We start from the raw sequence: 17,720 nt of genomic DNA on the forward strand, positions 1-17,720 counted from the left end.
GGAAACCAGCGATGTCAGACAACCAGTACCCCGTCTTCGTGGACGGCCAGACGCTCACCGAGGCCGAGCTCAACGACCTGCGCATCTTCCTGCACCAGCGCGACCGGCTCGTCGGGCGCCTCGTCGGCTTCGGGGTCAACGCGGGACTCGCCGGCGCCGTCACGTCGGGCACGACCCTGACGATCAGCCCCGGGCTCGCCGTCGACCAGACGGGCGAGCCGCTCGTGCTCGGCGCGTCGACGACGATCCCGCTGCCGCCCGTCGCGGAGTCGGTGGCCTACGACTTCGTCAGCGCGGCTCCCGGCGGCTTCAGCGTCGTACTCGAGTCGACCGACACGGTCGAGCCGTCCCCGGCCTGCGGCGAGTCGGGGTGCGCGGGGCACGCCGAGCTGCACACGCGGTCCGTTGCCCTGCACGTCGTCGCCGGCCGTGTCACCGGCACGCGAATGGACTTCGCGGCCGAGTCGCTGCTCACCGTCGAGCCGATCCGGCTGTCCCTCGACTCGACGCCGACCAACTCGTACACGGCGCTGCGCAACGCCATCGCCACGCGGCTGACCAACGGCACGGCGCCGCTCGTCGACCCGGCGCTCATCGCGAAGCTCCAGGCGACGTCGATCGCGACGGGCGACACGGCCGGCATCCGCGGCTACAAGTGCGGCTGGCTCAACATGGTGCTGTTCGCGACCCTCGACCTGCTGCGCGTGCGCGCCCTGCTCAGCCTGACGTCGGAGCGCACGACGACGCGGCCCGGCGTCGTGCTCGGCTGGGTGCACCAGGTGTCGGGGACCTGGGTCTTCGACTGCGCGTGGCGGCACGCCTGGGAGCCGCCGCGCGGGTTCACCGAGGCCTTCCTCGGCGGCACGTGCTCCGACCCGGCGGGGGCCTTCCGCGACGAGCTCGAGGCATTGCTCGCCGGCTTCGCGCCACCCGACCCCGCGCCCGTCGGCGACCCGAAGCCACCGATCGCCTGCCCCGTCGGGTCGATCCGGGTCGGCGACAGGTGCATCAAGATCACCTTCCCGCCGAAGGAGATCCCCGACAAGTGGGCCCACAAGTGGCTCTTCGACCCCCGCGAACCGATCTGGTACCCACCGATCGAGACGTGGAAGAACCCCGACGTCGTCTACGAGCGCGCGTCCGTCGACGTGCTCGGCGAGAAGGAGTTCCCGCTCACCGACTACCTCGGCCACACCGGCACCGACGTCAAGGAGGTGCTCGGCGGGTTCATCAGCGAGCAGGGTGCGATCGCCGACGTCCGCGTGATGGCAGCAGGCGACGTCCAGGCACTCGAGGGCTACTCACCCGCTGGGGGCTTCGCGCCCTCCGACTCGGTCGTGCTCGGTGTGGACACCAACGGTGTGGTCGTCTCGACCGGACGCGTGCCGACCGTCCAGAACGTCCGCACCGTGGGCTCGGCGCTGCCCGCGGCGGTCGGCGCCGCGAACGAGGCGATGGCGGCCGCGACGGAGCTGCGCGGGCTGTCGACCGGCTTCGAGGCCCGGTTCACCGAGCTCGACCAGACGATCGCCGGTCTCGACACCAACCTCACGACCCTGAAGACCGACTTCCTCACGTACAAGACGAGCTTCGACCCTGGTGGTATCGGTGACCGCATCGGCAGCCTCGAGGAGGGCTTCAAGGAGCTCGAGGGAGTGCAGACCCGCATCAACGTGCTCGAGGGGAAGGTCGACGTCATCTCGAAGTTCGGCGACGGCATACGGCTCGACCCCGGCAAGGTCGGCGGCGGGGGCGTCATCGGTGACGTCGTGGGCGGCCCCGGCGGCATCGGCGGCGGCGTGATCGTACGGCCGGGCGGCCAGATCGACCGCGAGCTGGCCCAGGGGATCGCGGAGTTCGCGCGCACGACGGTCGACGCGATGCGCTCGCTGCCGAAGCCGCGCAACCGCAGCTTCAGCCGGTATGCCGCCGCGGCCGACCGCGCCCACGCGGCCCTCGCGGAAGCCGTGTCGCCGGAGGAACCCGAGGCCCCGGTCGCCGACGCGGCCACGATCACGGCGGCGGCCATGGAGGTGCTGTCGACGGTCCGGACCCTCGTCAAGGCGTCCGGCATCCCGAAGGACCTCGGCAAGCAGCTCGACGCGCAGCTGCGTGACCTGGGGAAGCACGTGCCATGACCGACGTGGCCGTCGACACGGTGCGGCTGCGCGGGCCGGGGGCGCAGCGGCTGGCGCGCGTCGCGGCCACGACTCTGCCGGCGGCACTCGACCGCGCCCTCTCGGACGTCGGTGACGTCCACCTCACGCAGGTCACCGTGCGGCTCGACCTCGTCGTCGACGACCACGACGACGAGACCTTGGCCGTGCTGTGGGCCGACGCCATCCGCGCACAGGTCGTGGCCGACGGTGGAGCGCGACCTGCTCACGCCCCAGCGCCGGCCGTCCCGACCGGGCTGCCGGCTGCCGCCGGCGCGCCGTGGGCAGGTGACGTGGTCGCAGCGGCCCGCCAGTGGGTCCTCGCCTCCCGTGCGGGGCGAGCAGACCTCCCGGCCGCCGTCGTCGCCCTTGCGGACCCGCAGGTCGCGGGTGCCGTTCGCCGGCAGCTGCAGGACCACGAGTGGCGCGAGCTCATCGGACTCGTCGCGAGCTCCCTCGAGCCACGACCCCGCACGCCGTGGCCGCCCCCGCCGACCGCCCCCGCTCCGGCTCGTGCCGGGAGCCCGGCAGCGGCAGACCTGAACCACCACCAGCCCGCTCCGACGGAACGCACCGACGGCGCGGCCGAGCAGCCGGAAGGCGTCGACATCGTGCGCGACACCGAGGCCACGGTGCTCGCCGGACTGGCGGGTGTCGCCCAGGTCGCGCCCCCGAGCGGTGGGCCCGTCGTCCTCGCCGACCTCACGCGCGCCGCCGGCCTGGTGCTGCTCTACCCGTGGCTCGCCGACCACTGCCGCCGCGCCGAGGCGCTGCACCCGAGGCTCGACCCGGTCGACGTGCGCGAAGCCGCGCTCGCCGTCGTCGTCGACCCGGAGGACCCGACCCTCGTCGACGACCCCCTCGTCCGTCTCCTTGCCGGTCGCCCGCTCGACGGCGACGGCGGACCCCGAGCCCGTATGCCGCTCAGTGCCGCCCGGGAGGTCGCCCAGTCCGCGGGGTCCGTCCTCTCCGGCTTCGCAGCCCTGCTTCCCGGCTTCGAGCGGTCGAGCGAACGGTTCGTCCGCGAGTCGTGGGTCGCGCGCGTGGGGCTGCTCGACACCGAGCGGGACCCGGTGCTGCTCACGGCGGCGACCCACCCGCTCGACGTGCTCCTCCCGCGCCTGCCCTACCCCGTCGGCCTGCTCAAGCTTCCGTGGTCACCGCCGGTCACCGTGAGGTTCCGGTGAGCACCGGGCCGGCTCTCGGGCCAGGTCTCAGGGCAGGTCTCGGAGCGGCCCCCGAGGTCGCGGAGCTGCGCGCAGCCCTCGAGACCCTGGACGCCCTCGTCGCCGTACGCGTCGAGGAGCGCAGAGGTGGGCTCGACGGACGGCGGCTCTCGATCGACGGTGACGGCGAGGGACTGCCGCCGGTCGAGCGGTTCGCCGGGATCGGGCCGTTCGCCGAGCTCGTCAGCGGCGCAGGGCTTTCCGCGGCCGAGGCGGTCATCGTCCTCGCCGCCGTCGCGACCTACGTCGACGAGCGGTTCGCCGTGCGCCTCGGCGCGCTGACCGACCGCCCGTCGGTCGGCGGCCTGACGGGCGAGGTCGCGCGGACGCTCGTGGCACGGTCGTTCCAGGGCCGGCTCGACGCCACGGTCCTGCTGTCGCCGCAGGGACGGTTGCGTGCCCAGGGCCTGCTCACCCTCGACCCACCCGGCGACCTCTCCGGGCAGCTGCGTCCTGACCCCGCCCTCGTCGCCTGGCTGCTGGGCCTGCCGCCCGAGACGCCGACCGCCTCCGCCGACTTCCCGGCCCGGCCCCTCACGACGGTCCACACTCTCGCCGACGTCGTCCTGCCTGCCGCTGCCCGAACCCGTGTCGACGACCTCGCGGCGCGAATCACCCACCGAGACATGGTCGTCGACGACTGGGGCTTCGGCGCCCACCACGACAACGCCACCGGGCTCATCGCCCTCTTCCACGGGCCGCCGGGCACCGGCAAGACGATGACGGCCGCGGCCTTGGCCGCGTCAGCAGGCCTCCCTGCCTACCTCGTGGACCTGTCCGCTCTCGTGTCGAAGTACATCGGCGAGACGGAGAAGTCCCTCGCGAAGGTCTTCGACCGGGCTGCCCGTGAGCGGTGCGTCCTCGTCTTCGACGAGGCCGACGCGGTCTTCGGGTCCCGGACCGAGGTCGGCGACGCCCACGACCGATACGCGAACCAGGAGGTGTCCTACCTGCTGTCGCGCGTCGAGCAGCACCCCGGCATCGTCATCCTCACCTCGAACCTCCTCGCGAACATCGACAACGCGTTCCAGCGCCGGATCCACGTCATGGTCGAGTTCCCCGAGCCCGGACCGCCGGAACGCGAGAGGCTCTGGGCCGCAGTGGCGCCCCCGTCCCTGCCGATGGACCCGGAGATCGACCTCCACGGCATCGCGCGGCACTACCCGCTCACCGGTGCACAGATCCGCGACGCGACCCTCGACGCCGCCTACCTCGCCGCCGCGAACGGCCGCGTCGTGACGACCGAGCACCTGCTGGACGGCATCCGCCGACAGTTCGAGAAGGCGGGGCGGACGGTGCCACGGTGAGCACGCCCGTCACGACCCGGGCGGGCCCTGCCGCCGCGGGCGGCGAGGCGGAACGGGCCGGCAGCCGGTCGGCCCGGACCACGTATGCCGCCGGGCGCGGCTCGCCTGTCGCCGACGGAGCGTCGGTGCTCGGTCTCGTGCCCCGTCCAGCCGGGGACTCCGCTGTCGTCACGCTCGACCCGGCCACGACCGCGGGCGGACTCTCGGCGGTGCAGGTCGAGTGGGGTGTCGACGGCGGCGTGGTCGTCCTCAGCGGCCGGGTGCCGTTCGCGGAGCTCACCGGACGAGCTGGCTTCCGGTCCGACGGCTCGCTCGACGGCACCGTCGAGATGCGGGCGCGGATCGGGCTGCTGGGCCTGCACCTCGGCGAGGCGACGTGGCGCGTTGACGCGTGGAGTGCCGAGCAGGCGCTCGCCGCACCGGCGGTGACCCTGCGCGGCACGACCCTCGGCGTCGACCTACGGCCCCTGCCCGCGGAGGCCGCGTGGTCGGCGCCCGAGGGGGTCGACGCGCCGAGGACCGGCGCGCAGGCCACGATCCACCTGCCGGGAGACGCCGTGCCGCCGGGGCTCCCACTCAGCCCGCGCGTCGCCGAGGTGTACCGCGGGCTGCTCGGCGTGGACGTCAGCGGCATCCGCGTGCACCCGGACAGCCCCGTGGCGGGCGCGCCGGCCTTCGTCACCGACGAAAACCTCTTCCTCGCCCCGGGCGTCTACGGCGTGGACAGCCCCGAGATGCTCGCCGTGCTCGATGCGGCCATCCGGGCGGCCCTCGGCGGGCTCCTCGGTGCGGTGACCGGTGAGCCCGAGCCGCTCGTGCCTCCAGCGCCGCCGACCCCGGCCGCGCCACCGGCCGACACGACCATCGTGCCGGCGACCGTGCCCGAGGGCGGTCCGTCCTCCGAGGTCGCCGACGCCGCGGCAGCCCGGACCGGCGAGGCGGACGTGACCACGACGGCCGAGACGCCCGAGCAGGCGACCGCGGCCGTGGCCGAGCCCGGAGCGGAGGATGCGGCCGGCGGGACCGCGGCGGTCGGCATACCCGGTGGTGACGCGACGGCCGAGCCCGCGGCCGAGGGGGAGGAGGCCCCGCCCGTCGTGGAGCTGATCATGCCGGAGCCGCCGTCGACGCTGACGCCCGCGGCGGCAGCGCGTGGTGGTGCGGTGGCCGGGGGAGCGCGCGGTGCCGGTGCCGCGGCGCGCGACCTCCCCACCGCCGACGAGAACGTCGCAGACTCTCGGGGAGCCGTCGAGGAGCCGGCGTCGGAGACGGCCGCCCGCGCGCGGGAGGAGCTCGCCGGCGAGCTGGGCGAGCGCCCCGCCCCGAGCCCCGAGATCGTCGAGCTGTGCGAGCGGATCCGCACGGCCATCCGCGAGAACCGCCCCGAGGACGAGGACGAGCTGCTCGAGACCGACCCGACTCATGAGGCTCAGGCGGCCGGCGCGACGATCACCGGCTCGGTCGAGACGCAGACGACCCAGGTCGGCGACAGCTACGACGCCATGGCCTCGCCGCCGGCCGGCACGCCCGCTCTGACGCCGACACCCGTCGTCACGCCCTCGCCCTCGTCACCCGGCATGGGCGTCGACGCAGCAGGCGCCGCCCCAGACCCCATCCCGCCGGAGAACACCTCGCTCGACGCCGACGTCGCCGCGACGGACCAGCGGATCGCCGACTCCGGCATCGACACCCGGGTGACGCGCGAGATCCCCGACGGGCCGTTCGCCGAAGCGCGGGCTGCCCGAGGCGAGCTCGGCGAGGCTGCCGAGCGGACCCCCCAGCAGATCCAGGACGAGCAGCAGCAGGCCGTCGACACGGCGCAGTCCGACATGGCCGCGCTCCAGCAGCAGGCCGTCGCCGCGATGCGGGCGTCTCGGTCGGGCACCGTCGGGTCCGTCGACGCCGCGCAGGGCGGCATGGTCACGACGGAGCAGCAGACCCGCGAGTCGGTCTCCACTCGCGCGCAGGGCATCTACGACGAGGCGCAGCGCCAGGTCAACACCCTCCTGGAGCCCTTGAGCCGCACGGCGATCGCACGTTGGGACGCCGGGCTCGCCCAGCTGTCGCAGGCGTTCCACGACACGCTCGACCAGGTCAAGCGCTGGATCGACGAGCGGCACTCTGGCGTCGGTGGGGCGATCCTCGCCGTCGGCGACTACATCGGCGGCCTGCCCGACTGGGTCACCGACGAGTACAACCGGGCCGAGCGGGAGTTCGGCGACGGCGTCTGCACCCTGCTCACCGACATCTCCAGCGACGTCAACAGTGTCGTCGCCGCGGCCCAGGCCGTCATCCAGCACGCGCGCGACGACATCGATGCGGCATTCACGGCGATGGAGGCGGAGTTCCCCGAGTGGGCCGCTTCGGAGCGGGCCCGGTTCGCCGGGATGCTCGACGGCCTGAGCCAGCGCGTCACGGACGCGCAGACGAGCTTCGTGCGGGACGTCTCGCAACGAGCCGTGCAGGCGGTCAACGAGGTGCACGCCGAGGCGCAGGCCCGGCGCGACGAGGCCGGGGGCCTCATCGGGCGCGTCGTCGCCGCCATCGAGGAGTTCATCGACGACCCGATCCGGGCCATCGTCAACGGGCTCCTCCGGCTCGTCGGCATCCCGCCAGCAGCATTCTGGGCGTTGATCGCCCGCATCGAGCAGGTCATCTCGGACATCGCCGACGACCCAGAGAACTTCATCAACAACCTCGTCGCCGGGGTCAAGCTGGGCTTCGAGCAGTTCTTCGGCAACTTCGGCACCCACGTGCTGCGCGGCTTCTGGGACTGGCTGTTCTCCGGGCTGGAGACCCCGATCCCCATGCCCCGCGACTTCTCGCCCCGCTCGCTGTTCACCTTCGCGCTCCAGCTCATGGGGATCACGTGGCCGCGCGTGCGCGAGATCCTCGTGCGGCACATCGGGCCGACCGCCGTCGAGGTCATCGAGGCGGCGTGGCAGCTCGTGTCGGTCCTCATCGAGCGCGGACCCGAGGGGCTCGTCGAGCTCATCAGGGAGCAGCTGAGCCCCGAGAACATCGTCAACATGATCCTCGAGGCTGCGGTGCAGTACCTCGTGGAGACACTGATCCAGCAGGTCGTCGTGCGCGTCGTCGGGATGCTCAACCCGGTCGGCGCCATCGCGCAGGCGATCGACCTCATCTACCAGGTGTGCTCGTGGATCTTCCGCAACGCGGCCCGGATCTTCCGGTTCGTCGAGGCGGTCGTGAACGGCATGGCCGACGTCATCGCCGGCAACATCGGCGGGCTCGCCGCGGCCGTCGAGCGGGCGCTCGCCTCGCTCATCCCACCCGTCATCGACTTCCTCGCCGGGCTCCTCCACCTCGGCGGTCTCCCCGGCGAGGTGGCCGAGGTCATCACCCGGCTCCAGACCATCGTGTATGCCGCCATGGACCGGGTCATCGGCTTCCTCGCCGAGCGGGGGCGGGCGTTGTTGGCACGCATGGGTATCGGTGGTGAGGAAGGCGAGGAGGGGGACAACGACGACTCCGAGCTGGGCACGACCGTCCGGTTCAGCGCCGCCCACGAGAGCCACCGGCTGTGGTTCCAGGTCGCCGGTGACGACAGCACCCTCATGGTCGCGTCCGTTCCCGAGCCGATCGAGACGAAGATCGCAGAGTGGCGCGGGAAGGTGGACGAGCTGCCCGAGGACGACCAGGCCGGCGCCAGGGCGAAGATCGAGGCCCTCGCCGCGGTGGCCGACGACGCGAACGCCGAGGGTGACCGGCTCGCGCGCGAGTTCCTCGCGGCCAACCGCGACCCCAACGACGAGCAGGAGCCCCCGAACGACAACGCCCTCGAGTCACGTGAGCGTGCCCTGGCCGGGATGCTTCGCGAGCTCTTCGAGATCTTCGGCGGCCGCGCGTCGGAGGCGAGCTACCTCGCCGACATGACCGCGAACCTGCCGGGACACGGCCGCGCGTACGCCGAGACGGTGACGGGACAGTGGGAGTCGACGATCATCCGCGCCAAGCTGGCGCCGGACGGGACGCGTCCCATCTGGGACACGAGTGTCGTGTCACCGGACGGCGCCCTGGCCCTGCTGCGCCGCGACGGCACGCGGCGCGAGCTGCTGCCGTGGTTCCTCGCCGGCAGCCAGAGCAACCCGCGATCGGCCTCGTCGGGGACGTTCCGCAACCACGCCTTCGAGACCGACACCCCGGATCCGCCGCACACGGTGCGCACCCAGTTCATCACCGCCCTCGGCAACGACACCGCCGCACGGATGGTCCGGGTCGTGAACCGGGACATCGCGACGGAGGACAACTCGGCCCTCCTCCGCCAGCTCCAGGGAATCTCGTTCACGACGTCCGGCGGCCGCTGGGGCGCGTTCGTCAACCTGCCCGTCGACACGGTCAACCCGCTCATCAAGACCGCCATCAACCAGGCCGGCGACATCGTCCGCTTCCTCCGGGCGATGGTCTCGCCCGGCAGCTACTCCGGGGTCACGTGGACCCAGTTCCTCGGCGTGTGGAACGCGAGCTCTGAGACGAAGAACTACGTGAAAGCTCTGTTCCGCAACGTCGACCGGGGCAGCCACGAGTGGATCCCGACCGGGTACATCCCCCAGGTCGTCGAGACCGCGATCAACACCGCGAACGCGTCGAGCATCCGGGACGGCTTCCGCTGGGTCGTGGCGCAGGACCGGCTCAGGTCACCGACGCGGTGGGTGCTCCACAGGCCGTCCGTGCTGCCTGTCGTGACACCGTCGGCGGACGGCCGGGGACCCGGCTCGCCCCGTGGCGTGCAGACCCACCAGGGGCCGGCCGTCACGGTCGGCGTGTCCGGTCACGTGGGCGCCTTCCGCCGTCGCGAGGGCGACGAGCTCGTCAACGCCGGGACGATCGGCACCGAGGAGTTCCACGACTGGCTCAGGGCCGAGTTCACTGCGCAGAACGGCCTCGGCGCAGCCGGCTACGTCCAGCACCTGCAGGGCCAGCTGCCCACCCGGGTCTGGGACGGCGGCACCGAGATGATCCCCGTGCATGCGCTCAACCAGCCCGTGGGGATGCTGTACCGCGTCAGCGAGGGCGTCGACGCCGCCCTCACGGTCGCCCAGCTCGCCCTGCGCCAGCGGCTCAACTGGCAGCGCATCCAGGCCAACTTCGCGACAGCATCCGCCGCTGTCGAGGCGGAGACTGGAGCATGACGACCGACGTGCAGCGCGCCCTCGCCGACCTGGTCGACGCCGGAGCCGTCGCGCCCGGGACGCAGCCGGGCGAGGTCGTCGACCTCGTCGTGTCGCACGCGCGGTCTCTCGACGGACTCGACGGCTTCACGCGTCTTGAGACCCTGTCGCTGCTCTCGTGCGAGGTCGGCGACTACGCGCCGGTCGCGTCGCTCCCCGCGCTGCGGGTCCTCGCCGTCGAGAACAGCGACGTCGTCGACCTCGCCTGGATCGAGAAGCTGGAGCTGTACGTTGCGGTGTTGCGTCGCAACCGGATTCGCGATGCGACGGCGGTCATCGGGCTCGCCGGCCTGCAGGTGCTCGACCTCTCGGGCAACCCGCTCGACGCGCGGTCGCGTGCTGCCGCGCGGGCGTTGGCGGGGCCGGTCGTCACCCTCGACGACGACGAGCTCACCGACGTCAACGTCATGCTCGCCGACGCGGGCGTGCCGCTCGTCGGCTACCGGGTCGGCGACGGCGTCTGGTCCTGCGCGACGGGTCTCACCCTGACGAGCCACCCGGAGGCCGGCCACGTCGTGACATCGGTCGGCGACCTCGCGGCCGTGGCCCGGGGTGAGCGCAGCCCCGCCGACCTGCTCGGCCTGGCAGCCGACCCGCACGGAGGCACCCATGAGTGACGAACGCGAGCCCACGGCATACGGCCCGGGCACGCGGTGGCTTGCCGGGCGTACCCGGCGGAGGCCGGAAGAGCTGACGCAGTCGGCGTCCGCGGCGGTGTCAGCCCTGGGTGATGCGATCCGGGAGGTCGCCGGACTCGCCGCGCGGCTCGAGTCGCGGGACCCGCAGGTCCGGGCCGCCGCACAGGCCGAGGCGGATGCTCTGCGCGAGCGCATCGCGAGTGAGCCCTCGCCGGGGGAGCGTCTCGGCACGCGCCTCGCCCAGGTGCTGCGCGACGCGGCGCAGCGGCTCGAGCACCCGCGCAGCTGAGCCGCGCACCTCGGGAAAGGAATACCCCTGGTGGGTATCGGGTTGGTTCGGCTATGGTGGTCCATATACCCCCCATGGGTATTCAGAGACGGCCACCAACCAGCACGAGAAGGGCCACCACCATGAGCCAGACCAGCACCTACACCGTCGTCGGCATGACCTGCGGACACTGCGTCTCGTCCGTCTCGGAGGAGGTCGGCGCCGTCAGTGGTGTCGAGCGCGTCGAGGTCGACCTCGAGACGGGCTCGCTCACCGTGACCGCGACGGCACCGGTCGACGAGGCCGCCGTCCGCGCGGCCGTCGAGGACGCCGGCTACACCCTGGCGGGTGCGTCATGACGCTCGACCGGTTCGGCACCTCAGCACGCGTCGCCGGTTTCGTCCTCGGCCTCGCCGCCCTCTTCGCCGCGGCGCTCGGAGTGGGCGCCGCCGTCGGCTCGAGCGCCCCCGTCGCGGCGGCGCCGGGGCACGACGACGCTCACAGGTCAGGAGGCGCCGACCAGGGCACCGACAAGCCCGCCGCGGCCGCCGTGTCGCTGCCCGGTGGCCTCACGGTCGCGCAGGACGGCTACGCGTTGCGGCTCGCCGCGCCGACCGCGCCGGCCGGCTCCGGCGTCCCCGTGTCGTTCACCGTGACCGGACCTGACGGCGCGCCCGTGACCGGCTTCGACGTCCAGCACGAGAAGCGGCTGCACCTCATCGCCGTGCGGCGTGACCAGACCGGCTTCCAGCACGTGCACCCGACGCTCGCCGCCGACGGCACGTGGTCGACCGCCCTCGACCTGCGCCCCGGCACGTGGCGTCTCTTCGCCGACTTCAAGGCGACCGGCGGCCAGCCGCTGACGCTCGGAGCCGACCTGGCGGTCGCGGGTGACTTCGCGCCGGAGCCCCCCGCCGCACCCAGCCGGACAGCCACGGTCGACGGCTACACGGTGACGCTCACCGGTGACGTCGTCGCCGGCCGCGACGCCCGGCTCGCGCTGAGCGTGAGCAAGGACGGACGGCCGGTGACCGACCTCGACCCGTACCTCGGCTCCTACGGCCACCTCGTCGCCCTGCGCGACGGAGACCTCGCCTACCTCCACGTCCACCCGGACGGCGAGCCCGGCGACGGCCGCACGACGGCCGGTCCCGAGGTCGTCTTCCACGCCGCCGTGCCGAGCGACGGCCGCTTCCGTCTCCACCTCGACTTCCAGCACCGGGGCGTCGTGCGCACGGCGTCGTTCGTCGTCACCGCCGCAGGTGCCGCCATGCCACCGGCCCACGAGGCCACGACAGGAGGATCCGATGGCCACGGCCACTGAGCCCCGCGGGCTCCCGCTGACGACTGCCCTGGTCGACGCCACCCGTGAGAGCACGATCGAGCTCGACATCACCGGCATGACCTGCGCCTCGTGCGCCAACCGCATCGAGCGCAAGCTGAACAAGCTCGACGGCGTCACCGCGACGGTCAACTACGCCACCGAGAAGGCCCGGGTCAGCGCACCGGAAGGCCTGCGCCCCGAGGACCTCGTGCGCACCGTCGAGGAGGCCGGCTACGGCGCCACGGTCCCGGCACCGCCGGCGACCGGGCCCCACGGTGACGCCGCGCCGAGCGCCGAAGCGGGCGACCCGGCATACGACCACGTGCGCTCGCTCCGGCAGCGCCTGCTCGTCTCGGCGGCGCTCACGGTCCCCGTCGTCGCGATGGCGATGGCGCCGGCCCTGCAGGTCACGTACTGGCAGTGGCTCTCGCTGACTCTCGCGGCGCCGGTCATCGTCTGGGGTGCCTGGCCGTTCCACCGGGCGGCGTGGACGAACCTACGTCACGGCACGACGACGATGGACACCCTCGTCTCGCTGGGCACCGTCGCCGCGTTCGGCTGGTCCCTGTGGGCCCTGTTCCTCGGCGAGGCCGGCGTGCCCGGCATGACCCACCCCTTCGAGCTGACCGTCGCGCGCACCGACGGCTCGGCCAACATCTACCTGGAGGTCGCGGCCGGGGTGACGACGTTCATCCTCGCCGGACGCTTCTTCGAGGCGCGGTCGAAGCGCCGCGCCGGCGCCGCCCTGCGGGCGCTGCTCGAGATGGGAGCCAAGGACGTCGCCGTGCTGCGCCCGGGGGCCGACGGCGTGGACGTCGAGGAGCGTATGCCGGTCGGTGCGCTCGGGGTCGGCGCGCGGTTCGTCGTCCGGCCCGGGGAGAAGATCGCGACCGACGGCGTCGTCGAGGACGGCACCTCGGCGGTGGACGCGTCGATGCTCACGGGTGAGTCCGTGCCCGTCGAGGTACGCCCGGGCGACGCCGTCGTCGGCGCGACCGTCAACGCCGGCGGCCGGCTCGTCGTCCGTGCGACACGGGTCGGGGCCGACACGCAGCTCGCGCAGATGGCCCGGCTCGTCGAGGACGCGCAGAACGGCAAGGCGCAGGTGCAGCGTCTCGCCGACCGCGTGTCCGGGATCTTCGTCCCCGTCGTCATCGCCCTCGCGGTCGCGACCCTGGGCTTCTGGCTCGGCACGGACGGCGGCACCGCGGCGGCCTTCACCGCGGCCGTCGCCGTCCTCATCATCGCCTGCCCCTGCGCGCTCGGGCTCGCCACGCCGACCGCGCTCATGGTCGGCACCGGTCGCGGCGCGCAGCTCGGCATCCTCATCAAGGGCCCGGAGGTCCTCGAGTCCACGCGCCGGGTCGACACCGTCGTCCTCGACAAGACCGGCACCGTGACGACAGGCCAGATGGTGCTGCGCGACGTGGTGCCGGCCTCGGGGGAGTCCGCCGCGGAGGTGCTGCGGCTTGCCGGCGCGGTCGAGGACGCGTCGGAGCACCCGATCGCGCGGGCCGTCGCGGCCGGGGCGCGTGAGCGCCTCGCGGCGGAGGGTGTGCCCGGGCTGCCGCCCGTGACGGACTTCGCCACCACCGACGGCCTCGGCGTCCAGGGGGTCGTCACCGTCGACGGGACCTCGCGCGCCGTCGTCGTCGGCCGCCTCTCGTTCGTGACCGACTGGGCCGTCGAGGTGCCGGACGACGTCGCCGACGCGCTGCGGCGGGCCGAGGAGTCGGGCGGCACGGCCGTCGTCGTCGCATGGGACGGCGCGGCACGGGGTGTGGTCGTGGTGGCCGACGCGGTCAAGCCGACCTCCGCGCGGGCCATCGCCGAGCTGAGGGACCTGGGCCTGCGACCAGTGCTCCTCACCGGCGACAACACCGCGACCGCGCAAGCGGTGGCAGCCGAGGTGGGCATCGCGGCCGACGACGTCGTCGCCGAGGTCCTGCCTGCCGACAAGGTCGATGTCGTCAAGCGGCTCCAGGCGCAGGGACGCGTGGTGGCGATGGTCGGCGACGGCGTCAACGACGCCGCGGCGCTCGCCCAGGCCGACCTCGGCCTCGCCATGGGCACCGGCACCGACGTCGCGATCGAGGCGAGCGACCTGACGCTCGTACGCGGCGACCTGCGCGCCGCGGCCGACGCGATCCGGCTCGCGCGGCGCACCCTCGCGACGATCAAGGGCAACCTCTTCTGGGCGTTCGCCTACAACGTGGCAGCCCTGCCCCTCGCCGCCGCCGGGCTGCTCAACCCGATGCTCGCCGGGGCGGCGATGGCCTTCTCGTCGGTCTTCGTCGTGACGAACAGCCTGCGGCTCAAGCGGTTCCGCACCGCAGGCTGACCCCCGCCCCCCCCGGCCCCCTGGCCCGCAACACACCGAGCAGGTCTCAACTCACCGGGATCGGACCACGGTGTGTTGGAACCTCCTCGGTGTGTTGCGGGAGAAGCCGGGGGGCCGTATGCCGTCAGGCGAGGTAGTCGTCCACCAGCCGGCTCGCGAGGGCCGTGTAGGTCTGGGGCGTGAGCGCGACGAAGCGGGCCTCGACCTCGGCCGGCAGCCCGAGCCCGCGGACGAACTCGCGCAGGTCGTCACCGTTGATCCGGCGGCCACGGGTCAGCTCCTTGAGCCGCTCGTAGGGCTCCTCCATGCCCGGGACTCCCTGTGCCCCAAGGGCCCTCATCGCGGACTGGATCGGCTCCCCGAGCACCTCCCAGTTGGCCTCGAGGTCAGCGGCCATCGCCTCGGGCACCGCGTCGAGACCGGCGAGGCCGCGGGCGACGTTGTCGAGGGCGAGCAGCGAGTGGCCGAAGGCCGTGCCGACGTTGCGCTGCATCGAGCTGTCGGTGAGGTCGCGCTGGAGGCGGCTCTGCACGAGCGTGCCGCCGAGCACGTCGAGGAGGGCGTTGCTCACCTCGAGGTTGGCCTCGGCGTTCTCGAAGCGGATCGGGTTGACCTTGTGCGGCATCGTCGAGCTGCCGACGGTGCCCTGGCCGCGGACCTGCGCGAAGTAGCCCATCGAGATGTAGGTCCACACGTCGGTGCAGAGGTTGTGCAGGATCCGGTTGAAGCGGGCGACGTCGGCGTAGAGCTCGGCCTGCCAGTCGTGGCTCTCGATCTGGGTCGTGAGCGGGTTCCACGTGAGGCCCAGGCCCTCGACGAACGCGCGCGAGATGGCGGGCCAGTCGTTGTCGGGCAGGGCGAGGGCGTGCGCACCGTAGGTGCCGGTGGCGCCGTTGAACTTCCCGAGGTACTCCTGCCTCTCGATGCGGCGCAGCTGCCGGCCGAGACGGTGCGCGAGGACGGCGAGCTCTTTGCCCATCGTCGTCGGCGTCGCCGGCTGGCCGTGCGTGTGCGCGAGGAGCGGCACGTCCTTGAGCTCACGCGCCATCGTCGCGACCTGCTCGACGAAGGCCTGCGCCTTCGGTAGCCAGACCTGCTGCACGGCGCCCTTGACCATGAGCGCGTAGGACAGGTTGTTGATGTCCTCGCTCGTGCAGCCGAAGTGGATGAGCTCCGCGATGCCCTTGTCCTCGGCGGCGGGCGTGACCCTGGCGAGGCGCTCCTTGAGGAAGTACTCGACGGCCTTGACGTCGTGCACCGTGACGCGCTCGATCTCGGCCAGCTCGGCCACCTCGTCGGTGCCGAAGTCGTCGACGATGGCGCGCAGTGCCGCGATCTCGTCGTCGCTCAGCTTGCGGACGCCCGGCACGACGCCGTGGGTCGTCTGGTGGACCAGCCACTCGATCTCGACGTGCACCCGCTGGCGGTTGAGCGCCGCCTCCGACAGGTGGTCGACGAGCGGCGCGACGGCGCCGCGGTAGCGACCGTCGAGCGCCCCGAGCGCGATGGGCGGGGTTGCGTCAGCAAGCGAAGCCATGGCCCCATCCTCCCAGAGCCTGCGGAGTGGTCCGTCTGCCGTCCGCCTCCGAAGGGTGCCCCGCGCGCGGGGTGCGGGAGGGCGGCATACGCCTCCGGTCAGCCGGCGGGCTCCGCGGCCGCGGCGGGCAGCTGCATGACCGAGAAGGTCTCGCCCTGCGCGCCCGTGACGACGGACAGGCGTCCGTGTGGGGTGTCGAAGGGTGGCTGGACGACCGAGCCGCCGAGGCTGGTGACCCGGTCGGCGGCGGCGTCGCAGTCGGCCACCGCGAAGTAGACCATCCAGTGCGAGCGCACGTCGGCCGCCGCCTGGGCGGGGATCGCGCCGATGCCGGCGACGGGCTCCTCGCCCTCGAGACGCGCCACCGAGTACTGGACGCCGCCCTCGCCGGTCTCCTGGAGCCGGTAGCCGAACACGTCGGCGTAGAACCTCGTGCTCGCCTCGTAGTCGCGGCTCATCGACTCGGCCCAGCACAGTGCCCCCGGCTCGTCCACGAGGTCGGTGCCGGTGTGCTCCATGGACTGCCAGAGGCCGTACGCCGCGCCGGCCGGGTCGGCGCCGACGGCGATCCGGCCGACCTCGAGGACGTCCATCGGCTCGAGGAAGAAGACGCCGCCGGCGGCCGCCGCACGCGCGGCGGTCTCGTCGACGTCGTCAGTCGCGAGGTAGACCGTCCAGGCGTTGACCTGGCCGGGGTCGTCAGGGTTCCTGGCCATCGCGCCCGCGACGACGTGGCCGTCCTTGCGGACCATGACGTAGCCGCCCGCCTCGGGCACAGGATCCTCGAACGTCCAGCCGAACAGCGCGCCGTAGAAGTCGCGGGCGCGGTCCAGGTCGTCGACCATGACGTCGGCCCAGCACGGCGCGCCGGGGGCGAACCTCTCCTCGTGGACGGGCATGGCTCCTCCTGATCGTGGGTTCGGGGCTGGGCGAGTGCTCAGTCGAGGTCGGGCACGAGGAGCGAGAACACTTCTCCCTCAGGGCCGCTCAGCACCGCGCCGACGCCGTAGGGCCCGTCGAACGGCCCCTGGAGCAGCGTCGCGCCGTGCTCGAGGGCTCGAGCCAGCGCGGGCACGACGTGGTGCGTCGCGAACGACGCGACCCAGTGCGGCGGGATGTCCTCCGGCCACTGCTCGTCGATCTCGGCCAGGCCGTATGCCGGGTTGCGGTCGCCCGTGTGCGCGGTGGCCCATCGCGGTCCGCCGGGCTCCGTCTCGTCGGTGAACTCATGGCCGAAGACGCCGAGCTGGAAGTGCTGGACGAGGTCGTAGTCACGGGTCAGCAGCTCGTTCCAGGTGAGCGAGCCCGCATCGTCGAGGACCCCGCTCCCGGGCAGGTCGCCGGGCTCCCAGACGCCGAAGTAGGCGCCTCCCGGGTCGACGGCGATGAGGGTCCGCGAGAGGGCGCCGATCGACACGGGCCGCCCGAGGACCCTGCCACCGTGCGCGGTGATCGCCTCGGCCGCGGCGTCGATGTCGCCCACGCGGAGGTAGGTCGTCCACTGGCTCGGGATGGGCGCACCGTCCGGCTTGCGGCTGATGCCGGCGACGGGGTGCCCGTCGAGCAGGGCCATCGTGTAGCCCCCGGTCGCGGGGTCGCCGGAGATCCACGTCCAGCCGAACAGCTCGGTGTAGAACGTCTTCGCGCGCGGGACGTCGCTGACGAGCAGGTCGACCCAGCACGGGGAACCATAGGGGTAGTCGGGCACTGTGAGGTTCAGGTCTCGCATCG

General features: G+C 73.0%; 12 protein-coding genes. 9 read left to right on the forward strand and 3 right to left on the reverse strand.

Features of this window, described 5'->3' with window-relative positions:
* The first annotated feature begins 11 nt into the window (after positions 1-11).
* The 9 genes from ACFQU3_RS21550 to ACFQU3_RS21590 all read left to right on the forward strand — a co-directional run bounded on the left by ACFQU3_RS21550 (position 12) and on the right by ACFQU3_RS21590 (position 14,452).
* A complete protein-coding gene (locus ACFQU3_RS21550) occupies positions 12-2,138 on the forward strand; it encodes a hypothetical protein (protein WP_385913624.1) in 2,127 nt (708 codons plus the stop codon).
* Positions 2,135-3,343, forward strand: a complete 1,209-nt coding sequence (locus ACFQU3_RS21555; protein WP_385913626.1) for a contractile injection system tape measure protein — start codon at positions 2,135-2,137, stop codon at positions 3,341-3,343. The genes ACFQU3_RS21550 and ACFQU3_RS21555 overlap by 4 nt, the downstream gene beginning before the upstream one ends.
* Positions 3,340-4,689, forward strand: a complete 1,350-nt coding sequence (locus ACFQU3_RS21560; protein ID WP_385913628.1) for an ATP-binding protein — start codon at positions 3,340-3,342, stop codon at positions 4,687-4,689. The genes ACFQU3_RS21555 and ACFQU3_RS21560 overlap by 4 nt, the downstream gene beginning before the upstream one ends.
* Complete coding sequence (locus ACFQU3_RS21565) at positions 4,686-9,842, forward strand: hypothetical protein (RefSeq protein WP_385913630.1); 5,157 nt, start codon at positions 4,686-4,688, stop codon at positions 9,840-9,842. The genes ACFQU3_RS21560 and ACFQU3_RS21565 overlap by 4 nt, the downstream gene beginning before the upstream one ends.
* Positions 9,839-10,498 (forward strand): hypothetical protein, encoded by a 660-nt coding sequence (locus ACFQU3_RS21570; protein WP_385913632.1) that lies wholly within the window; start codon positions 9,839-9,841, stop codon positions 10,496-10,498. Before ACFQU3_RS21565 ends, ACFQU3_RS21570 begins: the two co-directional genes overlap by 4 nt.
* A complete protein-coding gene (locus ACFQU3_RS21575; RefSeq protein WP_385913634.1) occupies positions 10,491-10,808 on the forward strand; it encodes a hypothetical protein in 318 nt (105 codons plus the stop codon). The genes ACFQU3_RS21570 and ACFQU3_RS21575 overlap by 8 nt, the downstream gene beginning before the upstream one ends.
* Before the next feature lie 122 nt (positions 10,809-10,930).
* Positions 10,931-11,146 carry a heavy-metal-associated domain-containing protein gene (locus ACFQU3_RS21580; RefSeq protein ID WP_385913636.1) on the forward strand — a complete coding sequence of 72 codons (216 nt, stop codon included), beginning with the start codon at positions 10,931-10,933 and terminating at the stop codon, positions 11,144-11,146.
* Positions 11,143-12,111 (forward strand): hypothetical protein, encoded by a 969-nt coding sequence (locus tag ACFQU3_RS21585; RefSeq protein ID WP_385913638.1) that lies wholly within the window; start codon positions 11,143-11,145, stop codon positions 12,109-12,111. The genes ACFQU3_RS21580 and ACFQU3_RS21585 overlap by 4 nt, the downstream gene beginning before the upstream one ends.
* Positions 12,112-12,187: 76 nt before the next feature.
* Positions 12,188-14,452: a heavy metal translocating P-type ATPase gene (locus ACFQU3_RS21590; protein ID WP_385913965.1), complete on the forward strand. Its 2,265-nt coding sequence runs from the start codon at positions 12,188-12,190 to the stop codon at positions 14,450-14,452.
* 124 nt (positions 14,453-14,576) lie between these two features.
* Here ACFQU3_RS21590 and purB read toward each other — a convergent pair whose 3' ends face one another.
* The 3 genes from purB to ACFQU3_RS21605 form a co-directional block, all read right to left on the reverse strand.
* On the reverse strand, positions 14,577-15,989 hold the full coding sequence (gene purB, locus ACFQU3_RS21595) for an adenylosuccinate lyase (protein WP_385913640.1): 1,413 nt from the start codon (positions 15,987-15,989) through the stop codon (positions 14,577-14,579).
* 98 nt (positions 15,990-16,087) lie between these two features.
* A complete protein-coding gene (locus ACFQU3_RS21600; protein ID WP_385913642.1) occupies positions 16,088-16,888 on the reverse strand; it encodes a VOC family protein in 801 nt (266 codons plus the stop codon).
* 38 nt (positions 16,889-16,926) lie between these two features.
* Positions 16,927-17,718 carry a VOC family protein gene (locus ACFQU3_RS21605; RefSeq protein ID WP_385913644.1) on the reverse strand — a complete coding sequence of 264 codons (792 nt, stop codon included), beginning with the start codon at positions 17,716-17,718 and terminating at the stop codon, positions 16,927-16,929.
* Positions 17,719-17,720 lie beyond the last annotated feature (2 nt).

It is taken from the genome of Terrabacter sp. GCM10028922 (genome assembly GCF_042666095.1).
In the GTDB taxonomy this organism is placed as follows: domain Bacteria; phylum Actinomycetota; class Actinomycetes; order Actinomycetales; family Dermatophilaceae; genus Terrabacter.